This window comes from Paracraurococcus ruber, assembly GCF_004353985.1.
Classification (GTDB): domain Bacteria; phylum Pseudomonadota; class Alphaproteobacteria; order Acetobacterales; family Acetobacteraceae; genus Paracraurococcus; species Paracraurococcus ruber.
The window spans coordinates 1-12,721 of sequence record NZ_SMOA01000169.1 but is presented as its reverse complement, the minus strand read 5'-3'; the positions used below and the strand labels follow the sequence as shown (position 1 = coordinate 12,721).

Sequence of the window (12,721 nt, the reverse complement as noted above, 5' to 3'; positions counted from 1 at the left end):
GGGGCCAGGGCAGGTCGCGGCCGGCCGGCAGCGGCCGGATGCGGCGCCCGGGCGGCCGCGCCGCCCGGGACCCGCCCGGCCGCGGGTCATCAGCCCGGCAGCAGCTTCACCTCGGTCTCGACGAAGGACAGCGGCGCCGTCCCGCCATTGACCACGTTGTGCTCCACCCCCGCCGGGCGGCTATACGCCACCCCGGCCTTCAGGTCGGCCGTCATGGTCTCCCCGCCCGCCAGTTCGACCAGCAGGGTCCCGTCGGTGACCGGCACCACCACATAGAGCCAGCCATGCCGGTGCCAGCCGGTCTCGGCGCCCGGGCCGAAATCCCAGCGGGTCACCCGCACATGGTCGGTGTCCACCTGGACCGTGGCGGTCGCCGGCTCCCGGCAGCGCAGCGGTCCGCCATCCAGCGGCAGGCCGGAGGTGGTGCTCATTCCGCCGCCCTCGCCGGCGACAGGCCGGGCAGCGGCAGGGCGCCGGCGGCCTGCCAGGCGGCCCAGACGGCCTCGGCCTGCGGCGCCGTCAGCTTCAGGTGCGGCGGGCGGATGGTGCGCCAGCCATCGTCGCCGGTGGACCGCGCGATGACCTCCCGCAGGCCGGGGATCAGCGGGACCGAGGTGGCGGCGCGCCGGGTCGCGGTCAGCGTCGCCTGGGCGGCATCCGCCTCCGGCCCCGTCCGCTTCGCATAGACGATCCCGCCCCAATGGCTGTTGGCGTTGGAGGCGGCGGTGATGCAGCCGGCGCCGCCCTCGGCCAGGATGGCCTGCAGGAACTCGTCCGAGCCGGAATAGACCTCGAACCCGTCCCTGGCGAATTCGCGGACCATGGCCTGCATGTTGGCATAGTCGCCGCTGCTGTCCTTCACCCCCTTGATGGTGCCGGGATAGGCCTGCAGCAGCTGGCCGAGCAGGGAGAGGCTGAAGGGCACCGCCGATTGCTGCGGGAAATGGTACAGGTACAGGGCGATGCCGCCGCCGACCCGCTGCACGACTTCAGAGAAATAGGCAAACAGGCCGTCGTCGCTGGGGCCCTTGTAGTAGAAGGGCGGCAGCAGCAGCACGCCGCGGCAGCCCTGCGCCCTGGCGTGCAGCGTCAGCTCCACCGTGTCGCTCAGGCTGGCGCAGCCGGTGCCGGGCATCATGGCGGCAGCGGGGACGCCGCGGGCGATCAGCCCCTCGAGGATCGCCTTGCGCTCGTGCAGGCCGAAGCTGTTGGCCTCCCCCGTGGTGCCGAGGATGCCGAGGCCGTTGCAGCCATTGGCCAGCAGCCATTTCGCATGCGCCGCCATGCGGTCCGGGTCCGGCGCGAGGTTCGGCGTCATGGCGGTCAGCACGGCGGCGTTCACGCCGCCGAACAGGGCGTCCTTCATGTCTCCTGGGGTCCTTTCTTGCGGTCGGAAGGCGGCTGGGCCCGCGCGCCGCGGGGTTCCTGGCCCGGCCAGCGGACGATGTGCTGCTCGAAGGGGCCGGCATCGCGCTCCCGGATCGCCTTGCCGCGGACCGAGACGCCGGCCTGGTGCACCGTCTCCGGGTCGCCGGAGACCAGGGGGTGCCACCAGGGCAGGTCCTTCCCTTCCTCGACCAGGCGGTAGGCGCAGGTGGGCGGCAGCCAGTCGATCTTCTTGAGCCTGGCCGGCGTCAGCTTGACGCAGTCCGGCACCCAGGCGCGGCGGTTCTCGTAGTCGGCGCAGCGGCAGCTGCCGATGCTGAGCAGCCGGCAGGCGACATTGGTGAAGACCAGCGCGTCGGTGTCCTCGTCCCGCATCTTGTGCAGGCAGCAGCGGCCGCAGCCGTCGCAGAGGCTTTCCCACTCGGCGCGGGTCATCGCCTTGAGCGGCTTCGTCTTCCAGAAGGGCTGCTGGGGGGACACGCCGCCAGCCTAGCCCCGATGGCGGCGCGGGGAAACTCGCGCCCGCGGCCGCGGGTGGTGATGGGCCCCCGTCGGGTCGCGCTGCCGCGCCCCGGCGCCGCCTGCGCCGGCCGCGGGCGGCGCGCCATCCTGGCAGCCCTCGACCGCAGCCGAGCACAACGGCCCCGCGCTCGCCGGGCGGTTGCCGTGGCAAACCGTGGCGCCTCGGCGCCCGTCCGGGCGCTCGGCGGAACCGGGACGGTCCGGCCTCCGGCCTCATGCCGGCCGGCAAAAAGGCTTGCCCGCATGATCATCGGGTTTGGCACGCAGCCGCCACAGCGGGTCCCCATCGCGGCAAGGCCGCGATGGGGACCCGGCAACCCGGCGCGCGATACCGGCGGGCGGACGTCAGGACGTCCGCGCGCCGGTCTCAGCCGTTCATCGGCAGGACCGGGCGGATCTCCACCGCGCCCGTCGCCGCCGCCGGGCAGCGCGCCGCCCAGGCGATGGCCGCGTCCATGTCCGCCACCTCGATGACGATGTAGCCGCCGAGCTGTTCCTTGGTCTCGGCATAGGGGCCGTCCAGCACCTGCGGCGCGTCGCCCCGGCGCTTGACGATCACGCCCGTCGCCGGCGGCATCAGGGCATTGCCGCCGCGGACGATGCCGGCTTCGTTCAGCGCGCCGGCATAGGCGCGCCAGGCGCCCCAGAAGGCCTCGCCCTCGGCGCCGCCGGCGGTGCGGGCGGCGAAACCCTCGGGCGACTCGTGGAACAGCATGGTGACCTGGATGCTCATGGGGCGGGTCCCTCTCGGTGCGGGCGGGGCGGTTGGCCGCGCCTGGACCCATGACGGGCGGGGGGCGCGGCATTCGACATCAGCGCGGACCATTTTCCGGCGGCGGCGCCCGGCGCTCGATCCAGCCGGACAGGGCGCGCAGCAGCGAATGGGCGAAGAGGACCACCAGGGTCAGCCCGACCGCCATGCCGAATTCCAGCAGGCCGGCGGCGGCGCCGACGGCGGCGACCGCCCAGAAGGTGGCGGCAGTGGACAGGCCGCGCACCGTCATGCCGTGCCGCAGGATCACCCCGGCGCCGAGGAAGCCGATGCCGGTGGCGATGGACCCGAGCGCGGCGCCGGGGTTGCTGCCGCCATGCGCGACGGCGAGGCGGGCGAAGACGCAGGCGGCGGCCGCGACCAGGGCGCAGGACCGCAGCCCGCCGGGATGCCGGCGCCATTCCCGCTCCGCCCCCACGGCGGCGCCGAGGGCGAAGGCGAGCAGGACGGCGAGCAGGTTCTCCTGGAAGGCGGGCATGGCGGCAGCCGATCCCCTGGCGCGGCTGCCGTTCGCCATGGCTCACGGCAACCGCCCTCGTCTTTCGATTTTGCGGGCATCTTCACCCGATCAGGTGATCCCACCTGATCGCGATCTGCTCTAGCGCGGAAGGCCGGGCGGAGTCTCGTCTGCTGCCCGGCTTGGCCCGGTCCGGCGCCGGCCATGCCGGTGGGACCCGGCGGCATCGCCCTGGCCCCGCTGGCGCCGGGCCGGTCGCGTCCGGGCCGGCCCGCCCCGCGGCCTGCGCGGATGGGTCGCGGGGCAGGTGCAGGATCCGGCCCGCTCGCGGCCTGCCGCGATCCTTCCTACCCCTCCAGCGCCCGGTCCTCGGCCGAGGCATGCCGGGGCCGGCGGCGATGGATCAGCCGCTGCACCGGCTTGAGCACGATGTTCACCAGCAGCACCAGCCCGGTCAGCCAGACCGCGCCCAGCGCTTCCTGCGCGCCCGCCTGGGCGCCGATGGCGGCGACGCACCAGATGGTGGCGGCGGTGGACAGGCCGCGCACATTGGCGCCTTCCCGCATGATCGCCCCGGCGCCGAGGAAACCCACCCCGGTGGCGATGGCGCCGAAGGCGGCGCCGAGATTGTGCGGATCCACCCGCGTCGCCATCAGGTCGGCGAAGGCGGCGGCGGCGACCGAGACCAGCACGCAGGCGCGCAGGCTGGCCGCGCTCTGCCGCCATTCCCGCTCCGCCCCCACCAGCGCGCCGAGCAGGAAGGCCAGCGGCAGGCCGGAGAGCGTGCTGTCGCCGGTCAGCCAGGCATAGGCCGCGTCCAGCATCCCCGGCCGCCCCGCGCGTCAGACGTTGAAGCGGAAGAGCAGGACGTCGCCGTCCTTCACGACATACTCCTTGCCCTCGACCCGCATCTTCCCCGCTTCCTTGGCGCCCTGCTCGCCGCCCAGGGCGACATAGTCGTCATAGGCGGTGCATTCGGCGGCGATGAAGCCGCGCTCGAAATCGCCATGGATGACGCCGGCGGCCTGGGGCGCCTTGGTGCCGCGCGTGATGGTCCAGGCGCGCGCCTCCTTCGGGCCCACGGTGAAGTAGGTCTGCAGGCCGAGCAGGGCGTAGCCGGCGCGGATGACGCGGTCGAGGCCGCTGTCCTCGAGCCCGAGGCTCGCCAGGAACTCGCCGCGATCGGCCTCGGCCATCTGGCTGATCTCGGCCTCGATGGCCGCCGAGACCACGACGGCGCGCGCGCCCGCCTTCTCCGCCATGGCGAAGACCCGGGCGGAATGGGCGTTGCCGGTGGCGGCCGAGGATTCCTCCACATTGCACACATACAGCACGGGCTTGGTGGTCAGCAGCTGCAGCCGCGCGGCGGCGGCTTCCTCGCCCTTCGGCACGGCGGTGCGGGCGGGCCGGCCTTCCTGCAGCGCCTTCACGATGGGATCGATCAGCACAAGCTGCTGCGCCGCATCCTTGTCGTTGTTCCGCGCGCGCTTCTGCAGCCCGACCTGGCGCTTCTCCAGCCCGTCGAGGTCGGCGAGCATCAGCTCGGTCTCGACCGTCTCGGCATCCCGCACCGGATCGACGCTGCTCTCGACATGGGTGACGTCGCCATCCTCGAAGCAGCGCAGCACATGGACGATCGCATCCACCTCCCGGATATTGGCCAGGAACTGGTTGCCCAGCCCTTCGCCCTTCGAGGCGCCACGCACCAGCCCGGCGATGTCCACGAATTCCAGGCTGGTCGGGACGATCTTCGCGCTCTTGCCGATCTGCGCCAGCCTGTCGAGCCGCGGGTCGGGCACGCCGACGCGGCCGACATTCGGCTCGATGGTGCAGAACGGGTAGTTGGCGGCCTGCGCTGCGGCGGTCTGTGTGAGCGCGTTGAAGAGCGTGGACTTCCCCACGTTCGGCAGGCCGACGATGCCGCAGTTGAACCCCACGGGAACCTCCTTGATGCGTGTCCCGGGGAAGGGCCCTGCCCTTCCCCGAACCCCATCCCGCCAGGGGTCGGGCGCCCCCTGGAACGGCCTGGGTTTATCGCCGCGGGCAGCGCCCGCGGCGACTCAGGCCGGTCCGGGCCACGCCCGTGGCCTGGCGGCGGGCGCGCGAGGGAGGCAGAGCCTCCCTCGCAATCACAAAGCGCGCCCCAGCGCCTCGGCGATGGTCGCCGCCGCGATGCGCGCCGCGCCGTCATCGGTGCCGAGTTGCAGCGCCGCCGCCCGCAGCGCCGGCTGCAGCACCGTGGGCGGCAGGCCGGCGCGCCTGGCCGCGGCGCCCACCTTCTCGGCCGCCGCGGCGATGTCGCCGCCCGGCCCGATCGCTTCCGCCGTCTCCAGCAGCAGCGCCGCCTTGATCGCCGCCTCGCCGGAGGCCGCCATGGCGCCGCGCTGCTTGCGGATGTCGGACAGCGGCCCGCCGGAGGGATCGCCCGGCGTCACCTGCGCCGCCTGGCGCAGCGCGGCGGCGGCGGCGGCGAGCGCCCCGGCTTCCCGCACCAGCGCGGCGGCCAGGGCGGCGGCGCCATTGGCGAAATCCTCCGGCCCGGGCCCGCCCATGCTCCCGGTGATCTCGGCGACCTCGTGCGGTTCCATCAGCGGCTCTCCTGCGTGAGGAAGGCGACCTTCGTCATGAACTCCTCGGGCCGGCCCTCGGCCAGCAGCGGCGCGGCCTCGGCCACCGCGTCCAGCAGCGGCTCGACCCAGGTGTCCACCTTGGCGAAATTGCCCAGCACATGGCCAGTGACCCGGTCCTTGTGGCCGGGATGCCCGATGCCGAGCCGGACGCGCCAGTAGTCGGGGGTGCCGAGCGCCCGCTGGATGTCGCGCAGGCCGTTGTGGCCGGCGGCGCCGCCCCCCTTCTTCACCCGCACCTTGCCGGGGGCGAGGTCGAGCTCGTCATGGAAGGCGCAGACATCGGCGGGCGGGATCTTGTGGAAGGCGGCGGCCGGCTGCACGGACTCGCCCGAGCCGTTCATGTAGGTGAGCGGCTTGAGGGCGAGCACCTTCTGCCGCCCGACCATCCCCTCCGCCACCAAGCCCTTGTAGCGCTGCCGCCAGGGGGAGAAGCCATGGCGCCGGGCGATCTCGTCCAGCGCCATGAAGCCGATATTGTGGCGATGTCGCGCCTGGCCGGGCTCGGGGTTGCCCAGCCCCACCCAGAGCAGCATCGCCCTAGGGCGCGTCTGCAGAGGGCTGCGACGCGTCTCGGCGGGTTCTTCGCGTCCTGGCGGCGTCCGCGGCCTTGCCGATGCAACCAGCATCGGCTGAAGCCCCGTCCTGGCCAGGGCGCGAATACCCGCGCCGATCCATCGCCGCCCCCTCGGCAGACACGCCCTGCCTTACTTCTTCTTCGGCGCCGGCTTGCCGCCCTTGGCGGGCGGGGCGGCCGGGGCCGCCGGGGCGGGCGGCGCCTCCTCGACCACCGTCGGCGGGGCGATGGTGGCGACGACGAAGTCGCGGTCGATCACCGCCCTGGTGCCGAACTTGTCCTTCACCGCGGACCAGCGGAGCGAGTCGCCGATGGCCGCCTCGCCCAGGTCGATCTCGAAGGCTTCCGGCACCGCATCCGGGTCGGCCAGCACCTCGAGCTCGCGGCGCACCACGTTCAGCACGCCGCCGGCCTTGATGCCGGGGCAGGTGTCCTCGTTCTGGAAGTGCACGGGGACGCGCACGCGGATGCGGGTGCCCGGCGCCACGCGCTGGAAGTCCACATGCAGGGGCCGGTCGGTCACCGGGTGGAACTGCACGTCCCGCATCAGAGTGCGGACGGTCGAGCCGTCCTTCAGCGCCACCTCGTACAGGTGGCCCTGCCAGCCGCCCTTCTGCAGCTCCTTCATCACGTCGCGCGGGTCGAGGGCGATCAGCGTCGCCTCCTGCTTCGCGCCGTAGATCACTGCGGGGACCATGCCCCCACGCCGGGTCGCGCGCGCCGCCCCCTTACCGGCCCGCTCGCGCGCCTCGGCCTCGATCCGGATTGTCTGGACCATGGCTTTGCTCCGCTTGTTCGGGAATTCGGCCTGCCCCGAGGGTTCCAGGACCCCGGATACAGGTACGCCGGCCTCCAGGGGTGCCGGCGCGGGGCCGGGAGTAGCGGATCGCGGAAGGCGGGGCAACAACGCAAAGCCGGGGGCGGCTTGACGCCTGGACCGAAGGTTTCGACCGTGCCGGCATGGACTCCATCGTCTTCGGCCTGCTGCTGCTGGTCGGCTTCTTCACCGGCTGGGGGCTGGGCATCGCCGGCTATGTCCGGGCCGGGCGGCTGCGGGACCGGATGGCGCGGCTGGAGGCGCTGCTGGCCGAGCGTGGGATCGCCCTGCCGGACCCGCTGCCCGCGCCCCGCCCGGCCTCGCCCTGGGAACGGCCGGGGGCGGACGCGGGCGGGCCGATGCCCGCCCCCGACCCGGCCGCGATGCCGGACCCGGCGGCGAGGCCCGCCATCCCGGTCGCCGAGCCAGCGGCCGGGGCGCCGGCCTGGGCCATGGCCGCCGCGCCGGAGGGCATGGCCGGGCCGGCCGCGGCGGCGGCGCCGGGGGATCCGCCGCCGCCCGGCCCGATCCCCGATCCGGCATCTCCCGGCCCGGCCCGTCCGGCCCTCGAGGAAATGCTCGCGCAGCGCTGGGGCGTCTGGCTGGGCGCCGGCGCCATCCTGCTGGCCGGCGTCTTCCTGGTGCGCACCGCGGTGGAGGAAGGCTGGCTCGGCCCCGGGCCGCGCTGCGGCCTGGCCGGGCTGCTCGGCCTTCTGCTCGTCGGCGCCGCGCTCTGGCTGCGGCGGGTCCCGACGCGGGAACGGCCGACGCTGCCCTGGCCGGACCAGGCGCCGGCGGCGCTGGCGGCGGGCGGCGTCGCGGTGCTGTTCGGCGCCGCCTATGCCACCGGGCCGCTCTATGGCCTGGTGCCGCCGCTGCTGGGCTTCGCCCTGCTGGCCGTGGCGGCGCTGGCCGGCATCGCCCTGGCGCTGGTCTTCGGCCCGGTGGTGGCGGCCATCGGCATCGCCGGCGCCTATGCCACGCCCGCCCTGGTGCAGTCCGATGCGCCCTTCCTCCCTGGCCTCTTCGCCTATCTGCTGGCGGTGACGGCGGCGGCGCTGGTGGTGCTGCGGCAGGTCGGCGCCGCCTGGCTGGGCTGGGCGGCGATGGCGGCGGCGGCCGGCTGGACGCTGCTGGGGGCGACCCTGTCGGAGGGCGGCGATCTCTGGGCCCCGGCGCTGTTCGCCCCCGCCGCGGCGGCGCTGCACCTGGCGCTGCTGCCGCGCGGCGCGCTGGCGCATCCGGTCGGCAAGCGCCTCGCCTGGCTGCCCTTCGCGCTGCTCGCCGCGGCGCTGCTGGCCGGGGTGCCCTGGATGCAGGGCCTCGCGCTGGCCAGCGGCCTGCTGCTGTTCTCGCCCGTCGCGCTGGTCGCCGCCGCGCGGCAGAAGCGGCTGGCGGCGCTGCCCTGGCTGGCGGCGCTGGCCGGCCTGCTGCTGCTGCTCGCCTGGCCCCTGCCGGCCTGGCAGCCAGCCGAGGAAGCCGTGACCGCCGGCGGACTGGTGCAGGCCATCCTGCCCATCCATCCTTGGCCGCCCGAGGCGCTGCTGCCCTTCCTGTCCGTCGCCGCGCTGCTGGCCGCAATGCATGCGCTGGCCGGCGCCTGGCAGGAAAGGCGGGCGCGCCGGCCGCTGGCCTGGGCGTCCCTGCCTGCCGCCCTGCCGGTGCTGGTGCTGCTGGTCGCCTATGCCCGGGTGCGCGGCTTCGCCCTCGATGGCGGCTGGGCCATGGCGGCGCTGGCCCTGGCCGCGGCGCTGACCGGCCTGGCGGGCCTGGCGGCGCGGGAGGGCGCGCCGAAGCGGGCCGGCGCCCATGCCGCGGGCGCGGTGGCGGCGCTGGCGCTCGGCGCCGCCATGCTGCTGACCGACCAGTGGCTGACGCTGGCCATCGCCCTGCTGCTGCCGCCGCTCGCCTGGATCGAGGGGCGGAGCGGCCTCGACGCGCTGCGGCTGGTGGCGCGGGCGGTCGCCGCCGTGGTGCTGGCGCGGCTGCTGCTGAACGGGGAGGTGCTGGGCTACGCCTTCGGCACCGCGCCCCTGCTGAACCTGCTGCTGGTCGCCTATGGCGGGCCGGCGGCGGGCTTCGCCCTGGCGGCCGCGCTGTTCGCCCGGCGGCGGGACGACGCCACGGTGGCGCTGCTGGAAGGCGGCGCGCTGGCCTTCCTGGCCGCGCTGGTGGTGCTGCTGATCCGCCATGCGGTGACCGGCGGCGACATCGCGGGGGAGCCGCCGCGGCCCTTCCTCGAAGCCGGGCTGCAGGTGACGGCGCTGTCGCTGCTGGCCGCCGCAACGCGGCTGCTGGACTGGCGCCTGGGCGGGCGGCCGGTGCTGCGGGTGGGCTGGCAGGCGCTGCAGGTGGTCGCCGTGCTGGGCGGGCTGGCGCTGGTCGCGCTCAACCCGGCCTTCACCGACGGCGCCGACCTGGCCATGACGCCGCTGCTGAACGAGCTGGCCCTGGCCTATGCGTTGCCCGGGCTGCTGGCGGCGCTGATGCTGCGCGGCTTGCGCGGGCGGGTGCTGCCGCGGGCGCTGGCCTTCTACGCGCTGCTGGCCGGCTTCACCTGGGTGACGCTGACCGTGCGGCACCAGTTCCACCCGCTGAACGTCGCCCTGGACGCGGCCGATGTCACGGCGGCCGAGCTCTATGCCTATAGCGGCGCCTGGCTGCTGCTGGGGGCGGCGCTGCTCGCCCTCGGCATCCGGCTCGGCCTGCCGGCGCTGCGGCTGGCGGCGCTGGGCGCCATCGGCCTGACCATCCTGAAGGCCTTCCTGGTGGACATGGACGAGCTGGACGGGCTGTGGCGCGTGCTGAGCTTCCTCGGCCTGGGCCTGTCGCTGATCGCGCTCGGCTGGGTCTATCGCCGCTTCGTGGTGGTCGCGCCGGTGCGTGCCACGGCCACCTGACCCGGACGGCTTGGGCGATGCGCCGGCGCGGGAGTTTCCGCGCCGGCCAGGAGGGCCGCGCCGCCGATGCCGGTTGCATCGGCAGGCAGCCTCGCGGCGCCGGCGCGGAACGGGCCCGCCGGATCGCGCCGCGGGGCCTGCTGCGTCAGGCTCCCAGGCCGGTCCGGGCCGGAGGCCGGCCTGGCGGGCGGGGGCCGAGGAGGGCAGGGGGCACCCCGTCGCGCTGGCGCGATGGGGGGGCGCCGGGCCTTCCCCGGGTGTCAGCCGGGCTCCGGCGCCAGGGTCGCCGGCGCCACGTCCCACACCCTGCCGCCATCCGCCGGCGGCGTGCAGCGGATGGGCAGCGCGTTGGGCGTGCGCACGTTGGGCTCATGCCCGAAGGCCAGCCGCAGGGCGCGGAACAGCGCGCCATGCGCCACCACCAGCACCGGCCCGGGCAGGGCGGTGGCGCGGTTCACCGCGCCCACCGCGCGCGCCAGCAGCTCGGCGAAGGTCTCGGCGCCCTTCGGGGTGTACTCGCCGGCGATCCAGTCGTCGTACCAGTCCCCCATGGGCTGGCCTTCCTGCTCGCCGAAATTCACCTCCTGCAGGTCGTCGTCGAAGCCGACCGGCAGCTTCAGCTCCGCCGCCGCCACCTCCGCCGTCACGCGCGCGCGCACCAGCGGGGAGGCGACGATGGTGCGGATGCCGCCGATGCCGGCCAGCGTCCAGGCCGCTCGCCGCGCCTGCTGCAGGCCCACCGCATTCAGCGGGATGTCGGTGCGGCCCTGCGACAGGCCCTGGGCGTTCCAGTCGGTCTCGCCATGGCGAAGGAACCAGAAGGGAATGGGGTTCAGCGTCTCCGCCATGGCGATGGCCATCCGCTTACGCCAGCCCCTCGGCCTTGAGCACGCGCTGCACCGCCGGCCTTGCATTCATGCGGGCATAGTGGGCGGCGACATTCGGCGGCAGGGTCTTGCCCAGGCGGCCGGCCCACCAGAAGGACACGTACCACAGCGCGCTGTCGGCGAAGGAATACTCGCCGTTGATGTAGTCCTTGCCTTCCAGCGCCTTGTCGAACCAGGACAGGCCCTTCTGGAAGATCTCCTCGCCGCGCGCCTTCACCGCGTCGTGGTCGGCTTCGGTCGGGGCGTAGTTGGCCGGGCGGAAGATGCGGGAGAAGCCCTGCATGTGCAGCGTGGCGACGGCGTAGTCGGTCGCCTCCAGCGCGCGGGCCAGCTTGTCGGCGCCCTCCGGCAGCAGCTTCGCCTCGGGGAAGCTGCTCGCCAGCCAGAGCGCGATGGCCGGGTATTCCGTCAGCACGCTGCCGTCCTCGCGCGCCAGGGTCGGCACCTTCGACTTCGGGTTCACGCTGGTGAAGTCCGGCTTGAACTGCGCGCCTTCGCGCAGGTTCACCGCCACCGCCTCATAGGGCTTGCCGATCTCCTCGAGCAGGACATGGATGCCGATCGAACAGGCGCCGGGCGCGTAGTAGAGCTTCATGGTTGGTCCCTCCGACATGCCGGGGATGGCGGCGGAGGGTTGCGGAGCCCGTCCTTCCCGGCAAGGGGGCATGACGCGGGCCGCGGCGCGATCACCTGTCCGCGACGGCCCGGTCGCCCGCCGACGCCGCGGCTGCGGGGATATGCATAAGAATATACAATCCGCCTCAGGCGACGGGCTGAGATCGCGGGATGGGCATCCCCAGGCTTGGTGGATGCCGCGCGGGCCGGATCGGTGCCCCGCCGCCCCGGCGCGGCCCGCAGGACGGGGGCAGGATGGTGGGAGAGGGGTTTTCGACCGCCGCAGCGGCCGCCGGAGCGGTGCCGGGCAAGGCGCCCGAGCCGGACGCCGCGGCGATTCCCCGCGTCGCCAGCGCGGCGCGGCGGGACTTCATCGAACGGTCCCTGCGCCAGACGCTGGCCGGGCTGCCGCCGGGCTGGATCGTGCTGCTGGATGGCAGCCTGCCCGACCCTCTGGGCGGGCCGCCGACGCGGGTGGAGCAGGTGCTGGCGCACCCGGACCGCGGCATCGCCGTGCTGGACCTGCTGCCCGGGCCGGTGGCGGAGGATGCGGCGGCGCGGGTGCGGGCGCTGATGAAGACGCAGGGCTGGCGCGCCAGCCATGGCGGGTTGCCGCAGGTCATGCATCTCTGCCTGCCGCTGCGCGCCCTGCCGGACCTTGCCGCGACGCTGGAGACCGGCTTCGCCGCGGCCGGGCCCACCGCGCTGCGCCGGCGCGACTGGCTGGCCGACCTGCCGCAACTGCTGGCGGCCTATCCCCTGCGCCTCGTCGAACCCGGCGCGACGCCGCGGCCGCCGCCGCTGATGCGGGCCCGCGCGCCTGGCGCGCGGACGGCCTTCCTGGGACTGGCCTGGTTCTGGGGGGCGGTCGTGGGGGCCGGGCTGGGCGGGGCGACGGTGCTGGCCTGGCTTGGGCCGCCGGACGGCTTCGGCCCGGCGCCGGCCGTGCCGATGCCGGCGCGTGCCGAGCCGACCGCCGGCCTGCCCAAGGCGAAGGCGGAGGCCATGCCGGACTGGATACCCGCGCCGGCGGCCGGCGATGCCGCGATGGCCCTGGCGATCCCCGCCATCGGCCCGGCGGCGGATGCGGCGGCCGGCGCCGAGGCCGGGGAGAGCGACCCCGTGGCGGGCGGCGGGCCGGCCGGGATCGCCGCGCTGGCC

Annotated in this window: 13 protein-coding genes and 1 pseudogene; 2 read left to right on the top strand and 12 right to left on the bottom strand. The window is 74.8% G+C overall.

Translation table 11 applies throughout. From position 1 onward, the window contains the following. Positions 1-89 precede the first annotated feature (89 nt). The 10 genes from E2C05_RS22330 to E2C05_RS22285 all read right to left on the bottom strand — a co-directional run bounded on the left by E2C05_RS22330 (position 90) and on the right by E2C05_RS22285 (position 7,119). Positions 90-431: a cupin domain-containing protein gene (locus E2C05_RS22330; RefSeq protein ID WP_133221855.1), complete on the bottom strand. Its 342-nt coding sequence runs from the start codon at positions 429-431 to the stop codon at positions 90-92. Continuing rightward, positions 428-1,366: a dihydrodipicolinate synthase family protein gene (locus E2C05_RS22325; protein ID WP_133221854.1), complete on the bottom strand. Its 939-nt coding sequence runs from the start codon at positions 1,364-1,366 to the stop codon at positions 428-430. The genes E2C05_RS22330 and E2C05_RS22325 overlap by 4 nt, the downstream gene beginning before the upstream one ends. Further along, a complete protein-coding gene (locus tag E2C05_RS22320) occupies positions 1,363-1,866 on the bottom strand; it encodes a YcgN family cysteine cluster protein (protein WP_133221853.1) in 504 nt (167 codons plus the stop codon). Before E2C05_RS22320 ends, E2C05_RS22325 begins: the two co-directional genes overlap by 4 nt. 409 nt (positions 1,867-2,275) lie before the next feature. Beyond that, positions 2,276-2,641, bottom strand: coding sequence for a YciI family protein (locus E2C05_RS22315; protein ID WP_207191737.1), 366 nt, complete (start codon positions 2,639-2,641; stop codon positions 2,276-2,278). Positions 2,642-2,720: 79 nt separating this feature from the next. Then, the gene (locus E2C05_RS22310) at positions 2,721-3,158 is read right to left on the bottom strand and encodes an MgtC/SapB family protein (RefSeq protein WP_158292299.1); all 438 of its coding nucleotides are present in this window, start codon (positions 3,156-3,158) and stop codon (positions 2,721-2,723) included. Between the two features lie 326 nt (positions 3,159-3,484). Further along, positions 3,485-3,961, bottom strand: a complete 477-nt coding sequence (locus tag E2C05_RS22305; RefSeq protein WP_133221851.1) for an MgtC/SapB family protein — start codon at positions 3,959-3,961, stop codon at positions 3,485-3,487. A gap of 18 nt (positions 3,962-3,979) precedes the next feature. Then, on the bottom strand, positions 3,980-5,074 hold the full coding sequence (gene ychF, locus E2C05_RS22300; protein WP_133221850.1) for a redox-regulated ATPase YchF: 1,095 nt from the start codon (positions 5,072-5,074) through the stop codon (positions 3,980-3,982). Positions 5,075-5,266: 192 nt separating this feature from the next. After that, the gene (locus E2C05_RS22295; RefSeq protein ID WP_133221849.1) at positions 5,267-5,725 is read right to left on the bottom strand and encodes a hypothetical protein; all 459 of its coding nucleotides are present in this window, start codon (positions 5,723-5,725) and stop codon (positions 5,267-5,269) included. Next, positions 5,725-6,300 (bottom strand): aminoacyl-tRNA hydrolase, encoded by a 576-nt coding sequence (gene pth / locus E2C05_RS22290; protein ID WP_133221848.1) that lies wholly within the window; start codon positions 6,298-6,300, stop codon positions 5,725-5,727. Before pth ends, E2C05_RS22295 begins: the two co-directional genes overlap by 1 nt. Before the next feature lie 171 nt (positions 6,301-6,471). Beyond that, the gene (locus E2C05_RS22285) at positions 6,472-7,119 is read right to left on the bottom strand and encodes a 50S ribosomal protein L25/general stress protein Ctc (protein ID WP_133221847.1); all 648 of its coding nucleotides are present in this window, start codon (positions 7,117-7,119) and stop codon (positions 6,472-6,474) included. A gap of 182 nt (positions 7,120-7,301) precedes the next feature. Here E2C05_RS22285 and E2C05_RS22280 point away from each other — a divergent pair, with 182 nt between their 5' ends. Further along, positions 7,302-10,058, top strand: a complete 2,757-nt coding sequence (locus E2C05_RS22280; RefSeq protein ID WP_133221846.1) for a DUF2339 domain-containing protein — start codon at positions 7,302-7,304, stop codon at positions 10,056-10,058. Between the two features lie 260 nt (positions 10,059-10,318). Here the strand turns inward: E2C05_RS22280 and E2C05_RS22275 are convergent, their stop codons facing one another. Next, positions 10,319-10,906: a histidine phosphatase family protein gene (locus E2C05_RS22275; RefSeq protein WP_200306820.1), complete on the bottom strand. Its 588-nt coding sequence runs from the start codon at positions 10,904-10,906 to the stop codon at positions 10,319-10,321. 16 nt (positions 10,907-10,922) lie between these two features. Beyond that, the gene (locus E2C05_RS22270) at positions 10,923-11,558 is read right to left on the bottom strand and encodes a glutathione S-transferase family protein (protein ID WP_240046830.1); all 636 of its coding nucleotides are present in this window, start codon (positions 11,556-11,558) and stop codon (positions 10,923-10,925) included. Positions 11,559-11,860: 302 nt separating this feature from the next. Between E2C05_RS22270 and E2C05_RS22265 the strand changes: the two are divergent. Next, positions 11,861-12,721, top strand: a pseudogene (locus tag E2C05_RS22265) (hypothetical protein); the annotation flags it as partial.

Excerpts from the sequence above, each read along its gene's own strand:
- E2C05_RS22285 (WP_133221847.1), bottom strand. The coding sequence starts at position 7,119 with ATGGTCCAGACAATCCGGATCGAGGCCGAGGCGCGCGAGCGGGCCGGT.
- E2C05_RS22330 (WP_133221855.1), bottom strand. The coding sequence starts at position 431 with ATGAGCACCACCTCCGGCCTGCCGCTGGATGGCGGACCGCTGCGCTGC.
- E2C05_RS22275 (WP_200306820.1), bottom strand. The coding sequence starts at position 10,906 with ATGGCGGAGACGCTGAACCCCATTCCCTTCTGGTTCCTTCGCCATGGC.
- E2C05_RS22305 (WP_133221851.1), bottom strand. The coding sequence starts at position 3,961 with ATGCTGGACGCGGCCTATGCCTGGCTGACCGGCGACAGCACGCTCTCC.
- pth (WP_133221848.1), bottom strand. The coding sequence starts at position 6,300 with ATGCTGCTCTGGGTGGGGCTGGGCAACCCCGAGCCCGGCCAGGCGCGA.
- E2C05_RS22315 (WP_207191737.1), bottom strand. The coding sequence starts at position 2,641 with ATGAGCATCCAGGTCACCATGCTGTTCCACGAGTCGCCCGAGGGTTTC.
- E2C05_RS22280 (WP_133221846.1), top strand. The coding sequence starts at position 7,302 with ATGGACTCCATCGTCTTCGGCCTGCTGCTGCTGGTCGGCTTCTTCACC.
- E2C05_RS22325 (WP_133221854.1), bottom strand. The coding sequence starts at position 1,366 with ATGAAGGACGCCCTGTTCGGCGGCGTGAACGCCGCCGTGCTGACCGCC.
- E2C05_RS22270 (WP_240046830.1), bottom strand. The coding sequence starts at position 11,558 with ATGTCGGAGGGACCAACCATGAAGCTCTACTACGCGCCCGGCGCCTGT.
- E2C05_RS22310 (WP_158292299.1), bottom strand. The coding sequence starts at position 3,158 with ATGCCCGCCTTCCAGGAGAACCTGCTCGCCGTCCTGCTCGCCTTCGCC.
- E2C05_RS22295 (WP_133221849.1), bottom strand. The coding sequence starts at position 5,725 with ATGGAACCGCACGAGGTCGCCGAGATCACCGGGAGCATGGGCGGGCCC.